Origin of the sequence: Shewanella insulae (genome assembly GCF_009831655.1) — a bacterium.
Taxonomy (GTDB): domain Bacteria; phylum Pseudomonadota; class Gammaproteobacteria; order Enterobacterales; family Shewanellaceae; genus Shewanella; species Shewanella insulae.
In genome coordinates, this window is sequence record NZ_WRPA01000015.1 from 97,547 (window position 1) to 111,236 (window position 13,690).

Here is a 13,690-nt window from a genome sequence, read left to right on the forward strand (position 1 = left end):
TAGCAATTAACGCTTTCAAGCCCGCCGACTGACGTCGGTGGGCTTTTGCATGTGTTATGCTCAGATAACCCACAACAACAGAGCCTTAGCCGCTATCGTCATGCCCTCACTCAAGCGCCTGTGCCACCTCTTATGTCTAGCCCTGTTACTCGTCGCCGTCACCGGCTGCTCAGATAAGCAGACAAGCCAGCCGCCCCTGAGCCTTAAGCGTCTGGTGGCAGATAACCTGGTAGCCGGGCTGCTTGCAGAGGATGCCAGCCTGGCTGTCACTTTGAGTCGCAGTCGTGATCTCAGCGTCTGGAGCCTTCCCGAGGGCAAGCAGCGTCTCCACTGGCCGGCAACCGCCTTCGAGCATCCGGGTTATAAACTCGCCCTGTCGGGCAACAAGCGCTATCTGGCCTATGGTGGCAAGCGTCAGATAAGCCTCATCGATCTCGAGCAGGGCAATATCCAGCTGACCTGGCAGGTCAACGGCTTTGACGACTACGCCAGCATCTCGACCCTGGCGCTCAATCAGACGGGTAGCCGCATCGCCATCGGCATGAACGAAGGCAGCGTGATCTTGGTGGATCTCAACGCACAGCAATTTTCCCTGTTTAAGCAACACGACGCTGAGGTGGCCTTCCTAACCTTTGGTGTCACGGACGATCGCCTGTTATCGGCGGGTCATGATGGCAGGGTGTTCTGGTGGGTCAGCGGCAGTGGCGAGATCATCAAGCAGTTCTCTCTGCCCCAGCGCATCACCAGCCTGGCGTTTGATGAGGCCGATAGGCGTCTCTTCTTCGCCGATAATCTGGACAACCATCAGCTGCTGGCATTCGACACAGGCGAGCCGCAGAGTCAACTGAGCTACTTCGAGCGCTACCGCTATTTTCGCCGCGCTCTCTTCATTCACAGGGGCGATGAGTTGATCACAGCTACCTCGAAACAGACTATCTTTCGCTGGCGGGTCGCCACGGGGGAAGAGCTAGAACGCTGGCAGCTCACCCCCTTCTCCATGGGCACCACAGTGCTGGATATGGTGAGTGACGGTGGGCAGCTCATCACCCTCAGCTCAGACGGCGCCCTAGAGCACTGGGGACTAAGCAACTAGCTGTCGCGGTTAAGCCTAAGCCGCTTGGCCAGCGGCTCTATGGCCGCCCCCTGCAACAGGATGGAGAAGAGCACGATGAAGAACACCAGATGCACCATCTCCACCGCCCCCTCAACACCGGCCGCCGCCGGGATCAGCGAGAAGACGATTGGGGTCGCCCCCTTGAGACCTATGGAGGAGATAAACAGCCGCTTCTTCCAGCTCGCCTGACGAAACGGCAGATAGCAGATCTGCACCGCCAAGGGCCTGGCTACCAGCATCAGCAGCGCCGCCGGAATAAGCGACAGGAAGAACACGGAAAACAGCGTCTGGGGGAAGATCTGTAATCCCAAGATGATAAACATCAGCGACTGCGCCAGCCAGGAGAGGCTGTTAAAGAAATGCCGCGTCACCTCCACGCCCCGGCGTATACCGTTGCCCATCACCACCCCGCTCACATAGGAGGCGATCAGAATGTTGCCACCGGCCAGCTCACTGCCATAGGCCGCCAACACGAAACTGGCGAGCACAAACACGGGGATAAGACCATATTCCTCCAGATATATGCTGTTAAGTGCCCACACCGCCAACTTGGCCACCACGAAGGCGACGCCTATCCCTAAGGCGATCTGCAAGCCTAACATCTGGCCTATCGCCCAGGGCGATACCGGCGCATCCGGCTTCAGGGCGATACTTGTGAGTATCATCACCATCACCAAGGCGACCGGGTCGTTGGTGGCCGACTCGAACTCCAGTACCGTATCCGTGCGCTCCTTGAGCTTGAGCTTCTTCGACTCCAGAATCGAGAACACGGCCGCCGCATCGGTCGAGGAGACCACGGCAGCAAACAGCAGGCAGATCACCAAACTCCAGTCGGTCAGCGGATAGAGGAGCGCCCCCAGAATAAGTGTGGTCAACAACACCCCTAAGGTTGCCAACATCCCGCCTTCCCTGTAGGCCAGCTTGATGCTCTCCGTCTTGGTATTGATGCCACCGACGAAGACGATCATATTGAGGGCGACCGCCCCGACCGTGGAGGTCAGGGTGAGGTTATCGTAGACAAAATTAAACTCGCCATTCCCCAGGCTAAGGCCCACCCCCATGAAGATCAACAGGCTGGGTAGCCCCAGGGTCTTTGAGGGGTGATGCAACAGGATGCCCACGGCAATCAGCGCGGCGATCCCTAACAAGATAACCTGGTAGGACATAGCTCTCCTTCTGGCAGATAAATAGGCTGGCTCAATGAAATTTTCCTGCTTATTTTAGCAGAGGAACCATTAATTGGAGATGAGTTAAATGTTTGATTAACGGTTTTTAATTGAAAAAAAAGCCCGGCCTAAGCCGGGCTTTTAAACAGGCTATTTCGTCTTGGAGACCAGATAGGGCTTCACCAGCAGGAAGGCGCCCACCAGCAGGAAGGGAATACTCAGCATCTGACCGGCGCTCATGGTCCAGTCTTGGGCATAGGCCGCCTGCTTCACCTTGACGAACTCGATGAGAAAACGGGCACTGAACACCCACACCAGGAAGAGACCGAACAGGGCGCCCTGCTTCTGCTTCATCTCAGTGGTCTTGTAGATTATCCAGAGGGCGATGAAGATGGCTAGGTAGGCCAATGCCTCATACAGCTGGGCCGGATGGCGCGGCAACATGTCTACCCGCTCGAACACTATGGCCCAGGGCTTGTCGCTGGGCACCCCGAGGATCTCAGAGTTAACGAAGTTGGCCATACGCACGAAGAAGCCGAAGATCGCCGTGGCGATCGCCAGTCGATCCAATAGAAACAGGAAAGGCAGCTTCATCTTGCGGTGATAATAGTAGAGCGCCAGTATCGCCCCCAGGCCGCCGCCGTGGCTAGCCAGACCGCCTTCCCATATCGCCAGAATCTTGGCCGGATGCGCGAAGTAGTAGCTGGGATCGTAAAACAACACATGGGCCAGACGCGCCCCCACCACTATGCCGATAACACAATAGATCAAGAGATTATCCAGTGATTCCACATCCAGGCCTTCACGCACATAGATGCTTTTCATCACCTGAAAGCCCGCGAAGATCGCGCTAGCAAACAGGACGCCATACCAATGTATCGTCAGCCCCATAAATGAAACCAACACAGGGTCCATATTCCAAATAAAGTGATCCAAAAACCTAAACTCCCTCGCATTAGGCCGACCGGCCCGGTGAATAACGCTGCTGACAGGCAGTTTTACGCGCTTCGACTTGCTTATTCAAGGTCTTGTGGCGATTTTCAACATACAGATACAAAAAAGCCCGGGAGAAATCTCCCAGGCTTTTGGTGATGGCTCGCAAACAAGGGAAGGTGCGAATAAGTCCCGTGCTTGCTCTGCGTGTGCTTAAAGTGGATAGATGCAAGGCACAGTTTGCAGCGAATGGCCCTAGTCCTTCGCAAGAACTGTAACGCAGCAAATACCACTGTAAGCCTCGCCCTGCGGGGCTTGGATAGCAACACCATTTCGGCGTTATTCAGCTTCAGCAGGCCTCGGCATGCCCTCAGTTGAATGCCTTGAACTGTCGCTGCTATCAAAGCCAGAGCTGTGCGACGACTTGTTCGCACCTTCCCAACGCGATTTAGCCCACCAGGCTCTCAAACAGCGTCTTAAACTTGGCCAGCCCCTCGGCCATGATCTCATCGCCTATGGTCAGCGCCGGCAGGAAGCGGATCACGTTGCCATAGAAGCCACAGGCCAGCAGCACCAGACCATGTTCGGCGGCGTTGGCGATAATCGCCTGGGTCAATGCAGTATTTGGCTGCTCGCTATCGCCGTCGATCACCAACTCCATGGCGATCATGGCGCCTTGATTGCGCACCTCGCCAATCAGCTGAGGATATTGCTCCTTGAGCGCCGAGAGCGCCTGATTGAAGGTGTCGCCTATCTTAACGGCGCGCTCCACCAGCTGCTCCTCTTGCATCACCTCGAGCACAGACAGCGCCGCCACGCAGCCCACGGGGGAGCCACCATAGGTGCCGCCCAGACCACCCGGCAGCGGCGCGTCCATGATCTCGCTCTTACCCACCACGGCAGCGAGTGGGAAGCCACCGGCGATCCCCTTGGCCATGGTCATCAGATCCGGCTCGACGCCCGCGTGTTCACAGCTAAACATCTTGCCGGTACGGCCAAAGCCTGTCTGGATCTCGTCCATCACCAGCACGATATCATGCTGGTCGCACAGGGCCCTGAGTGCCTGTAAGAACTCTGGCGGCGCGGCGTAGAATCCGCCTTCGCCCTGCACCGGCTCGACCACGATCGCCGCCACATCACAGGGGGCGATATCCACCTTAAACAGATGCTCGATCGCCTTGAGGGAGTCTTTCACGCTCACGCCATGAAAGGCCACCGGATAGGGCGCGTGAAAGATATCTCCGGCGAAGGGGCCAAACTGATGCTTGTAGGGGGTTATCTTGCCCGTCAGCGCCATGGTCAGGTTGGTACGGCCATGGAAGCCGCCGTTGAAGGCGATGACGCCGCGACGCCCGTTGTGGGCCCTGGCGATCTTGACGCAGTTCTCCACCGCCTCGGCCCCCGTGGTCACGAAGATCGTCTTCTTGTCGCTGTCGCCGGGGGCGATGCGATTCAGCTTTTCGGCCAGGGCCACCGCCGACTCGTAGGGATTGACCATGACACAGGTATGGCTGAAGTTATCCAGCTGCGCCTTGACCGCCGCCACCACCTTGGGATGGCTATGGCCCGTATTACACACGGCGATGCCTGTGCCGAAGTCGATGTAGCGCTTGCCCTCGACATCCCATAGCTCGGCGTTTAACGCCCGCTCCACATAGACGGGATAGGCGTTGCCCTGTCCCCTGGCGATCGCCTGTACCTTACGCGACTGTAATTCTGCGTTGCTCATCGTCTCTGTCCTTACGTCTACTTATCCAAGCCACTATTTATCTGAGTCACTATTTATCTGAGCCACTATTTATCTAAGCCACCGAGGCACAGGTATTTAATTTCCAGGTAATCGTCCAGGCCATACTTGGAGCCTTCACGGCCGTTGCCCGACTGCTTCACCCCGCCAAAAGGCGCGGCGGCGTTGGAGATGATCCCCTCGTTGACGCCCACCATGCCGTACTCCAGCCCCTCGGCGACGCGGAAGATGCGGCCGATATCCCGGGCGTAGAAATAGGCAGCCAGGCCATATTCGGTATCGTTGGCCATGGCCAGCGCCTCATCCTCGCTATCGAAGCTGATGATAGGGGTCACGGGGCCAAAGATCTCGTTGCGAGCCAGCGGCATCTCGTTGGTCACATCGGTGACGATCACGGGTGCCAGGAAGCTCTCCCCCAGCTTGCTCGGCTGGCCACCGGTCACTAGCTTGGCGCCGCTTGCCACAGTGTCACCCACCAGCTTGAGCACGTTTTTTACCGCGTCTTTTGAGATCATGGGGCCGACGGTCACACCATCACCCAGGCCATCGCCCAGCTTGAGATTGGCCACGGCAGCGGTAAATTTCTCGGTAAAGGCCTGCTCGACCCCCTTCTGCACGAAGATACGGTTGGTGCAGACACAGGTCTGCCCGGCGTTACGATACTTGGAGATCAGGGCGCCCTGCACCGCGGCGTCGATATCGGCATCGTCGAACACGATGAAGGGCGCGTTGCCCCCCAGCTCCATCGAGACCTTCTTCACGCTAGTGGCGCACTGGGCCAGCAAGATCTTGCCCACGGCGGTAGAACCGGTGAAGGTAAACTTGGCCACATCCGGATGCTGGGTCAGCACCTTGCCCATGCCCACGGCATCTTCGCCCACCACTATGTTGAACACCCCGGCAGGGATACCGGCGCGCTCGGCCAGCTCGGCCATCGCCAGGGCCGACAGCGGCGTCAGCGGTGAGGGACGTGCCACGAAGGTACAACCGGCCGCCAACGCAGCCGCCGCCTTACGGGCGATCATGGCGTTGGGGAAGTTCCATGGAGTGATAGAGGCCACCACGCCCACAGGCTGCTTGAGCACCAGAATACGCTTATCGTTGGCGGGCGCCGGAATGGTATCGCCGTAGACACGCTTGCCCTCCTCGGCGAACCAGTCGATGAAGGCGGCACCGTAGGCGATCTCCCCCTTGGCCTCGGCCAGCGGCTTGCCCTGCTCCAGGGTCAGCAAGCGGCCCAGATCTTCCTGGTGCTCCATCATGAGATTGAACCACTTACGCATCAGGGCGGCGCGCTCGTTAGCCGAACGCTTAGACCACTCAGGCAGTGCCCGCTTGGCAGCAAGTATGGCCTCCTGGGTATCGTCGAGACTGGCGTCAACCACCTGGGCAATCACCTCCTGACTAGCCGGGTTCACCACATCGAAGCGCTGGTCGCCCGCCGTCCATCTGCCGTCGATATAGGAGGAAAGTTTGATTAACTGAGTGTCTTTAATTCCCTGCATAACAGTTCCCTGCATAAATAGTTCGAATCTAAAGGGCTGCGCCATAGTGTGAATCGAGCAGGCGCGCTAATTTCTCTATTGAATAGCAAAACTAACTCGGGTTAAATACCAAATATTCAACATAAAGTTTGAACCTTATAAAACTAATGAGCAAACAGTCCATCATCCCCAAGGCGATCACCGAATACGATCTGCGTCTACTGCGTATCTTTCGCACCGTGGTGGAGAACGGGGGCTTCGCCGCCGCCGAGAATGAACTAGGGGTTACACGCTCTACCATCAGCGTACATATGTCGAACCTAGAGAGTCGCATGAAGCTCAAGCTCTGCAGCCGGGGACGAGGTGGATTTGCCCTCACAGAAGCGGGCCAGGCCGTGTATCACGCCTGTATCGAACTCTTCGATTCCCTCAACGATTTCTCGATGTTTGTTAACAACTTGGGCGAAGAGTTGATCGGCGAACTGGTGATCCTCTGCGCCGATCAGCTGGACCATGGCATGCAGCAGAAGCTGGCCCAGGTGATCGCCTACATACACCAACGCCAGCCCCAGCTGCACCTGATTCTTGATGGAGAGGCGCTGCACCAGATTGAGAAGTCGCTGCTACAGGACAAAGCCCACGTCGGCCTGCTGCCCAGCTATCAACAAATCCAGGGCCTCAACTATCAAACCATCTTCAGCGAGCCCATCTACCTGTGTTGCAGCGCCAAGCACCCCTACTTCCATCTGAGCGATGAGGAGATCAGCGCAGAGATGCTGGCCAAGACCCCTTCGGCCCATCCCGGCGTCGATATCGATCCCGAGGGTAGAGAGCAGCTAAAGCGCCTCAACCTGTCGGCCAAGGCGTATCAGTTTGATACACGTAAAACCTTAATTCTATCGGGTTGCTACATAGGCTATCTGCCCCTGAGCTACATACAGGAGGAGTTGAAACAGCAGGAGATCAAGATCATTCATGGAGATGAGGCCAGCTATCAGTTCAACCTCTCCATGGTGGTCAAGCAGTCGGCGCGAGAGAGCGCCAAGGTAGAGCTGCTCACCCAGGCCTTCAACGAAGTGTTTGGCCTGGATAAGCCGCGTGTCGAGCAGAGATAAAGGAGCTAAAACTTCTCCAGCAGCGACTCGTCGAAATCCTCTGGGCCGATATTAAGCCCAAGCGAGGCGATACGCGCCTTAACTGCCTCTAATTCCTTATCGACCTGGCTCAGGGTCAAGGTGTTATCGTCCAGCAGATAAACCAGTTTCTGGCTGCTGAAATAGAACACCTGTATGATGAGGGCGTCGATGTCATTGCGCTCGCCCGCCTGCTTAATCTGCTTGAACTTGCGGTAGATGCGGTTCTGCAGCGCCTTAAGTCTCGACACATAATAGATCTCGCGAAAGTACGCTTTGTGGCGCTGTTGGTAGAGCGCCAAGGCGCAGACTGCAAAGCCCATCAACACGCCGAAGAAATTCAGGTGCAGGTTGCCGGTCGACTCGCCGCTGACCACCTCCTGATTGCCAAACAGGGCGATCAACAGCTGCCCTGATACCAGAGACAGCAGGGCTAAACTGGCGATAAATACCGCAATCACCCGATTTAAATGCTGGCGATAACGCGCCTTATCCACCTCGACTAACATCATTTTTTCGATTTCCAATCCGTTTTAGCCTAAGCAAGCCTAGCATGAGTAATAAGTTAAGTAACAGTTTTAAAACGATAAAAAATTTGATCTCTCGGCTTAAGCTAGGCAAGTTAATAACTTGTTACCGCAAGATGTTAACAGGCTTGCCAGAGAATTTAACAGCAACCAAACATTTAGCAGTAAAAACATCTAGACGTCTAAATTGACAGACGTCTTTCGATCTCATATCCTCTCACCTATTGAGATGTCCCATTTCGCCCAGGCGAGATGTTCCAGCTAGGAGGGCAAGGGAACGAACATCCAGTTTTAATGACACGTCTCCATGGAGACGTTTAGCGAGAAGAGAGAGCGTTTTGACAACACCAACACAAACCACGGCCCCCAAGGCATCATTTATCGCCCTACTGCCGTTATTCCTGTTTCTGGCCCTGTTTATCGGTGCCGGCGTCTATTTCCAAAGCCAGGGCGTCGACTTTGCCTTCTATCAGCTGCCCAGCGTAGTCGCCATCTTACCCGCCATCATACTGGCGATAGTGATCTCCAAGGAGAAGCTGAATCAGAGCATAGAGACCTTCATCGGTGGCATAGGTCATTCCAACATCATCGCCATGTGTCTCATCTACCTATTAGCCGGTGCCTTCGCCTCGGTTGCCAAGGCGACGGGCGGCGTGGATGCTACCGTGGCACTGGGCCTGTCGTTAGTCCCCTCTAACCTGCTGCTGCCGGGTTTCTTCGTGATCGCCGCCTTTATCGCCACCGCCATGGGCACCTCTATGGGCACCATAGCCGCGGTCGCCCCTATCGCGCTAGGCGTGGCCGAAGAGGCACATATCGACCTGGCGCTGATGGCCGGGGCGGTGATCTCAGGCGCCCTGTTTGGTGACAACCTGTCGATCATCTCAGACACCACCATTGCCGCGACCCGCACCCAGGGCTGCGAGATGAAGGACAAGTTTAGAGAGAACCTGATCTTTGCCATTCCCGCCTCGCTGATCACCCTGGTGGTCTTCACCCTAGTCGGACAGGGGCAGGCCGATGTGGCGCCACAAGAGATAGATTTTCTCAAGGTGGTTCCCTACCTCACCATTCTCGTGCTGGCGGTGGCCGGACTGAACGTGTTCGTGGTGCTGACAGTTGGGATCTTGCTGGCCGGCATTACCGGGTTTGCCACCCTGGAGTATGGCCTGATCCAGTTTGGTAAGGATATCTATACCGGCTTTAGCAACATGCAGGAGATCTTCATCCTCTCTATGCTCGTGGGTGGCCTGGCGGCCCTGATGCAACAACAGGGCGGACTGGCATTTGTGAGCAAGCAGATAGAGAAACTTATCGTCCGCTTCTCCAGCGCCAAGGGCGAGGCCTCGACCCGCGCCTCTGAGCTGGGCATGGCAGGTATCGTCGCCCTGACCAATACCTGTGTGGCCAACAATACTGTGTCTATCGTGGTAAGCGGCGACATCGCCAAAGACTTGGCCGAGAAACATGAAGTTACCCCGAAGCGCGCCGCCAGTATCTTGGATATCTTCTCCTGTATCATTCAGGGACTCATCCCCTATGGTGCCCAGGCGCTGCTTATCGCCTCCACCTTCGGTATCAGCCCGCTACAGGCGGTAACCCACGCCTGGTACTGCATGATACTCGCCGTAGTCGCCATCGCCATAGTGGTGCTGCGCAAGCGTCACTAATTCCAAGCATCACAGCTCCTAGATTGTGCGCCCCGTCTGCTGGCGTACAATCTAAATTGTGACATTCCTCACCTTAGCGGTTCCACTCTTTGGGGGTTTTCAATTAAACTATGCTCATAGGGATATAATTGTCGACGCAGGCCGCCAGATTAAGCATTTACTAAAATAAGCCAGGCGTCAGAATCAAAGGAGTACCACAAGATGTGCTCCTTTTTTATATTCAAAAAACAACAATAAATGGCATCGCTATGGCCCTACACCAACCGATTAACTACGACCTGCAACGCATGGTGGTATTTACCATACTCGCGGGTGCGTTCATCTCAGCCCTCGGCATCTCTATCTCCTTGTTCGCCAAGTTTCAGGCGATGGGACCGGAAGCCTTTAATCACAGGCCCGATCTGCTGGGCAACTATGTCGACTCTCCCTTGGCCTACATCTTCAACATGGGGCTGATCCTGGCGGGCTCTTGCATACTGCTGGCCATGTACGGCCTGCTACAACTCAGGCTGGGCCACTTTGGCAACTACATCGCCCTGGCAGGCTTCGTGGTGGGGATCACCATCATCCTCATCGGCATCTACCCCATCAACTACCTCAAGGAACACAGGCTGTTTTCCACCATCTTCCTGATCGCCACCATAGTCCTCTATTTCCTGACCCTCTCGGCCAGGGTCAACCATAAGGCACTCTGCTCGACACCACTGTTTGTCGTCTCCGGCCTCGGGCTCATCGCCGCTAGCAGCCTGGCCCTCATGGTCGATTGGGCGATCCTCGACTTCGCGCCCTGCAATCACCAAGACGGTTCGATATGCGGCGTCGCCCTTGCCATGTGGGTTCAGACCAATCTGGTGATGATCTGGTGTGTCACCCTGGCGCTCACCATCAAGAAGCTTGCCAGGCACAGCTATCAGGATAACCTGACTAGCCGGATCTCGGCAGGCGGCTAAGCAAGCCTGATGCGCCTCGCCCAGTACCTCGCCTTAACCGGACTCTGCTCTCGCCGCGCCGCATCACGGCTGATCCGCGATGGGCGGGTCAGCATAGGTGATCAGTTGGCCAACCACGTCAGTCGTGTCGAGCTAATCCAGACCTCCTCTGGCCAGCAGGCATCCCTCACCGTCTGTGTCGATGGCCAGCCTCAGCCCCCCATCGCCGATAAGGCCTACTGGATGCTCTACAAGGCGGTGGGCACCGACTGTCGCCTGCAGCCGCAAGATCCGGCCAGCCTGCTGCACCTCTTACCAGGGCAGCCACGTCTCTACCCCGTGGGGCGGCTGGATAAGGATTCGAGAGGATTACTGCTTCTCACCAACGACGGCGAGCTGACCCAGCGCCTGATGCACCCAAGCTATGCCCACCACAAGCGCTACCATGTCAGGCTGGACAGGCCCTTCGACGACGCCTTTATTCGCCAGATGGCAGCAGGCGTCAGCTATAAGGATGTCACCACCCTCCCCTGCCAGATGACACGCCTTAGCCCAGACAGCTTCGAGATAGTCCTCACCCAGGGGCTCAACCGCCAGATCCGCCGCATGAGTCAGGCTCTGGGCTATAAGGTAGTCGACCTTAAGCGCGTCGCCATTGAGTCCTTGACCCTGGGCGATCTGCCCGAGGGGGAGATGCGGGAGTTAACCGAGCAGGAGATTGCTATGCTTAGGGCCAGCATAGAATAAGACCTAGGTATCGTTGCTCTAGTCAACTGAGATTACGAGTGTATCTACACAGGTTTACAACGTATCTTCAATTGAGATTTACTGATCTTGATTAGCGCTTTATTTCGTGACTAAGCTTGTGGTTCGGTTCATAGATTATGGTGTGAATTCCAGCTAGGCTATTTTACGTTTAATGGATTAATCTTATGAGGCTCAGCAATGATAAAGGCAGTGACACTTCTCACCTTCGCATTACTACTCGCAGGTTGCAGCTCGACCTATCAACATTCGGCACTACAGACCCCTACAGCTAAATTAGATCCCACCAAGAGCGTGCTGGTTGCCGTGCCCGAAAATGGCTGGTATGGCGACAAGGTTTATCGCAATTCAGGCCGTATGACAGCCAATGCTGTCCGAAGCGCCTTCTCCAAATACACCAGTAGGGTAAGTATCGCGGCCGATTGCGTGGGTGACGACTGCCTAAAACAGCTTGATGCCAATCAGTTTGGCTACTTTGTAAAACCTATCATTCTCCACTGGGAAGACAGGGCAACCGAATGGTCAGGGATCTCTGACACCATAGAGATTCAGCTTATCGTCATAGATGCTCGAACCAAGCAAGAAATTGCAAATGCTTCCTACACGGGAAAGAGTAAGTGGGCCAGCTTCGGCGGCGATCACCCTCAGGATCTCCTACCTGAGCCCACCAATGCATTTGTGAGTCGCCTATACAAATAGGCTGTGGGCTTATGCTCGAGTATCAGGCTGAATGATTATTTAGTAGGTATTTGAAGGGCTAATCTTCATTGTTATCTAACGCCTGCCCGGCGGGTGCAGTACATGGAAGTACCAATGTCGTGATTACATGGATGTGAAAGAACGACGTATGTGCAGATACGCCTGTGAGACGCCGTGAATAAGTCCCTTTAGGCTCTGCCGAAACATCCCTGTTTCGGAAGCTCACCGGCGTATCTACACTAGGTATCTAACGTCTCTTCGATTTGGCGGTATTGGTGTATTTAAGGCGTGAAAGCTAACTGATTTTTGCCCCAAAGTGTGCTGCCCTTAGAATGAAGGTTTGGCATTTCTATAGTTTGATTGGTTGGCATTTGGCGACATGCTCATTTATTAAGTGAGTTGAAGGTCGTACCTTCATCGCTACCTAACGCCTGCCCGGCGGGGGATGTGCAGATACGCCTGTGAGACGCCGTGAATAAGTCCCTTTAGGCTCTGCCGAAACATCCCTGTTTCGGAAGCTCACCGGCGTATCTACACTCGGTATCTAACATCTCTTCGATTTGGCTTCGTTTGATGTGAGTAGGAGGGCTAGATGAGTGTTCGGCAGGTTGCCAAACTCTACTCGCTAGACTGCGCATCTATACAGGTATAATGGGATTTTGCAAAAAAGCGCCCCTTTCGCTTCCTACTATGTAATCTTGCGGTTCTCGCTTTGTTTTTTGAAAATTCGTAACCAATTGATTAAATTCAGTAAAAAACTGAGCGTCAGCCATTTAATAGGGAGTGGTGGAGGTCTCGTTAAATGAAGTCTCGCTTTGTTTTCGGGCTGCTTATTTTGTCCTTGTTATGTAATGCTGTTATTGATATAAATTTCAAATATTTAAAAAAATTTGCCGCGATGTACATTAGTAGAGAGTGATTTACATAGGCGGCATTCTTGCTAATAAGCGTTAGGTAACTATGAACTCGTCAACTCTTCGTATACTTTCTTATTTAGCGCTGTTGGTTTTCTTTGTAACCATCACGATTAATCTATGTAGCCACTTCGGTATAGAGCTTTCAGATTCAGCTATATTCTTACCTCAAATTATTGTAATTGGATTGGCTTTCCCACTTGTTAAAATGTGCAATGAAACTATGCCTGATACTAATAATGGGAATTTGGCACATATTTTTTCAGCGACTAACGGTAAGTATTTTCTACTACTGGCTTTAATTGGTTTGTACGGGATCATAAACTTTTTTTACTTTATACATCAAACTAAACCATTCCCAAGAGGTGAAGCTCCTTTATATCTTGAGAGCGGTATTTTCTCTTCTGGGCAAATGATATTCGCATTTTTAGAGTTCATTATTACTAATGCGTTAATTAAAATTACCGGTGAAAAAAAGTTACCTAACAAGTGACTGTGGTGTTTAGTCAATATATTTATCCGTTTTTTGCGCACCACAGCTCCTCGCTTTTAAGCATGGTATTCAAGATCACGATGAGCTTTCGCATGCAGGCGATCAGTGCTACTTTT

At 54.3% G+C, this 13,690-nt stretch carries 12 protein-coding genes; 7 read left to right on the forward strand and 5 right to left on the reverse strand.

Annotated elements, in window-relative coordinates:
• The first annotated feature begins 49 nt into the window (after positions 1 to 49).
• Positions 50 to 1,093 (forward strand): WD40 repeat domain-containing protein, encoded by a 1,044-nt coding sequence (locus GNT65_RS15750; RefSeq protein WP_244952203.1) that lies wholly within the window; start codon positions 50 to 52, stop codon positions 1,091 to 1,093.
• Here the strand turns inward: GNT65_RS15750 and GNT65_RS15755 are convergent.
• The 4 genes from GNT65_RS15755 to GNT65_RS15770 form a co-directional block, all read right to left on the reverse strand.
• Complete coding sequence (locus GNT65_RS15755) at positions 1,090 to 2,280, reverse strand: potassium/proton antiporter (protein ID WP_160797924.1); 1,191 nt, start codon at positions 2,278 to 2,280, stop codon at positions 1,090 to 1,092. The two genes, GNT65_RS15750 and GNT65_RS15755, sit on opposite strands and share 4 nt — an antisense overlap.
• A 150-nt stretch (positions 2,281 to 2,430) precedes the next feature.
• Positions 2,431 to 3,195, reverse strand: coding sequence for a prolipoprotein diacylglyceryl transferase (gene lgt, locus GNT65_RS15760; protein ID WP_420853531.1), 765 nt, complete (start codon positions 3,193 to 3,195; stop codon positions 2,431 to 2,433).
• A gap of 466 nt (positions 3,196 to 3,661) precedes the next feature.
• Positions 3,662 to 4,942, reverse strand: coding sequence for a 4-aminobutyrate--2-oxoglutarate transaminase (gene gabT / locus GNT65_RS15765; RefSeq protein WP_160797928.1), 1,281 nt, complete (start codon positions 4,940 to 4,942; stop codon positions 3,662 to 3,664).
• A gap of 65 nt (positions 4,943 to 5,007) precedes the next feature.
• Entirely contained in the window at positions 5,008 to 6,465 is a 1,458-nt protein-coding gene (locus tag GNT65_RS15770) for an NAD-dependent succinate-semialdehyde dehydrogenase (RefSeq protein ID WP_160797930.1), read from the reverse strand.
• A gap of 146 nt (positions 6,466 to 6,611) precedes the next feature.
• On the opposite strand from GNT65_RS15770, the gene GNT65_RS15775 reads away from it, so the two are divergent.
• Complete coding sequence (locus GNT65_RS15775) at positions 6,612 to 7,559, forward strand: LysR family transcriptional regulator (RefSeq protein WP_160797932.1); 948 nt, start codon at positions 6,612 to 6,614, stop codon at positions 7,557 to 7,559.
• Positions 7,560 to 7,564: 5 nt separating this feature from the next.
• On the opposite strand, the gene GNT65_RS15780 is transcribed toward GNT65_RS15775, so the two are convergent.
• On the reverse strand, positions 7,565 to 8,104 hold the full coding sequence (locus GNT65_RS15780) for a DUF3087 family protein (RefSeq protein WP_244952204.1): 540 nt from the start codon (positions 8,102 to 8,104) through the stop codon (positions 7,565 to 7,567).
• A 338-nt stretch (positions 8,105 to 8,442) separates the two neighbouring features.
• Here GNT65_RS15780 and GNT65_RS15785 point away from each other — a divergent pair, with 338 nt between their 5' ends.
• The 5 genes from GNT65_RS15785 (at position 8,443) to GNT65_RS15805 (ending at position 13,574) form a co-directional block, all read left to right on the forward strand.
• A complete protein-coding gene (locus tag GNT65_RS15785; protein WP_160797934.1) occupies positions 8,443 to 9,774 on the forward strand; it encodes a Na+/H+ antiporter NhaC family protein in 1,332 nt (443 codons plus the stop codon).
• Positions 9,775 to 10,022: 248 nt separating this feature from the next.
• The gene (locus GNT65_RS15790) at positions 10,023 to 10,724 is read left to right on the forward strand and encodes a DUF998 domain-containing protein (protein WP_160797936.1); all 702 of its coding nucleotides are present in this window, start codon (positions 10,023 to 10,025) and stop codon (positions 10,722 to 10,724) included.
• 9 nt (positions 10,725 to 10,733) lie between these two features.
• Positions 10,734 to 11,450 (forward strand): 23S rRNA pseudouridine(2604) synthase RluF, encoded by a 717-nt coding sequence (locus GNT65_RS15795; protein ID WP_160797938.1) that lies wholly within the window; start codon positions 10,734 to 10,736, stop codon positions 11,448 to 11,450.
• Between the two features lie 198 nt (positions 11,451 to 11,648).
• A complete protein-coding gene (locus GNT65_RS15800) occupies positions 11,649 to 12,167 on the forward strand; it encodes a DUF4823 domain-containing protein (protein ID WP_160797940.1) in 519 nt (172 codons plus the stop codon).
• Between the two features lie 960 nt (positions 12,168 to 13,127).
• Positions 13,128 to 13,574 carry a hypothetical protein gene (locus GNT65_RS15805; protein WP_160797942.1) on the forward strand — a complete coding sequence of 149 codons (447 nt, stop codon included), beginning with the start codon at positions 13,128 to 13,130 and terminating at the stop codon, positions 13,572 to 13,574.
• Positions 13,575 to 13,690: the final 116 nt, after the last annotated feature.

What these genes read in the sequence shown, in the direction of transcription:
- GNT65_RS15770 (WP_160797930.1), bottom strand. Translation starts at nt 6,465, where the DNA reads ATGCAGGGAATTAAAGACACTCAGTTAATCAAACTTTCCTCCTATATC.
- lgt (WP_420853531.1), bottom strand. Translation starts at nt 3,195, where the DNA reads ATGGACCCTGTGTTGGTTTCATTTATGGGGCTGACGATACATTGGTAT.
- GNT65_RS15750 (WP_244952203.1), top strand. Translation starts at nt 50, where the DNA reads ATGTGTTATGCTCAGATAACCCACAACAACAGAGCCTTAGCCGCTATC.
- gabT (WP_160797928.1), bottom strand. Translation starts at nt 4,942, where the DNA reads ATGAGCAACGCAGAATTACAGTCGCGTAAGGTACAGGCGATCGCCAGG.
- GNT65_RS15755 (WP_160797924.1), bottom strand. Translation starts at nt 2,280, where the DNA reads ATGTCCTACCAGGTTATCTTGTTAGGGATCGCCGCGCTGATTGCCGTG.
- GNT65_RS15795 (WP_160797938.1), top strand. Translation starts at nt 10,734, where the DNA reads ATGCGCCTCGCCCAGTACCTCGCCTTAACCGGACTCTGCTCTCGCCGC.
- GNT65_RS15790 (WP_160797936.1), top strand. Translation starts at nt 10,023, where the DNA reads ATGGCCCTACACCAACCGATTAACTACGACCTGCAACGCATGGTGGTA.
- GNT65_RS15800 (WP_160797940.1), top strand. Translation starts at nt 11,649, where the DNA reads ATGATAAAGGCAGTGACACTTCTCACCTTCGCATTACTACTCGCAGGT.
- GNT65_RS15805 (WP_160797942.1), top strand. Translation starts at nt 13,128, where the DNA reads ATGAACTCGTCAACTCTTCGTATACTTTCTTATTTAGCGCTGTTGGTT.
- GNT65_RS15775 (WP_160797932.1), top strand. Translation starts at nt 6,612, where the DNA reads ATGAGCAAACAGTCCATCATCCCCAAGGCGATCACCGAATACGATCTG.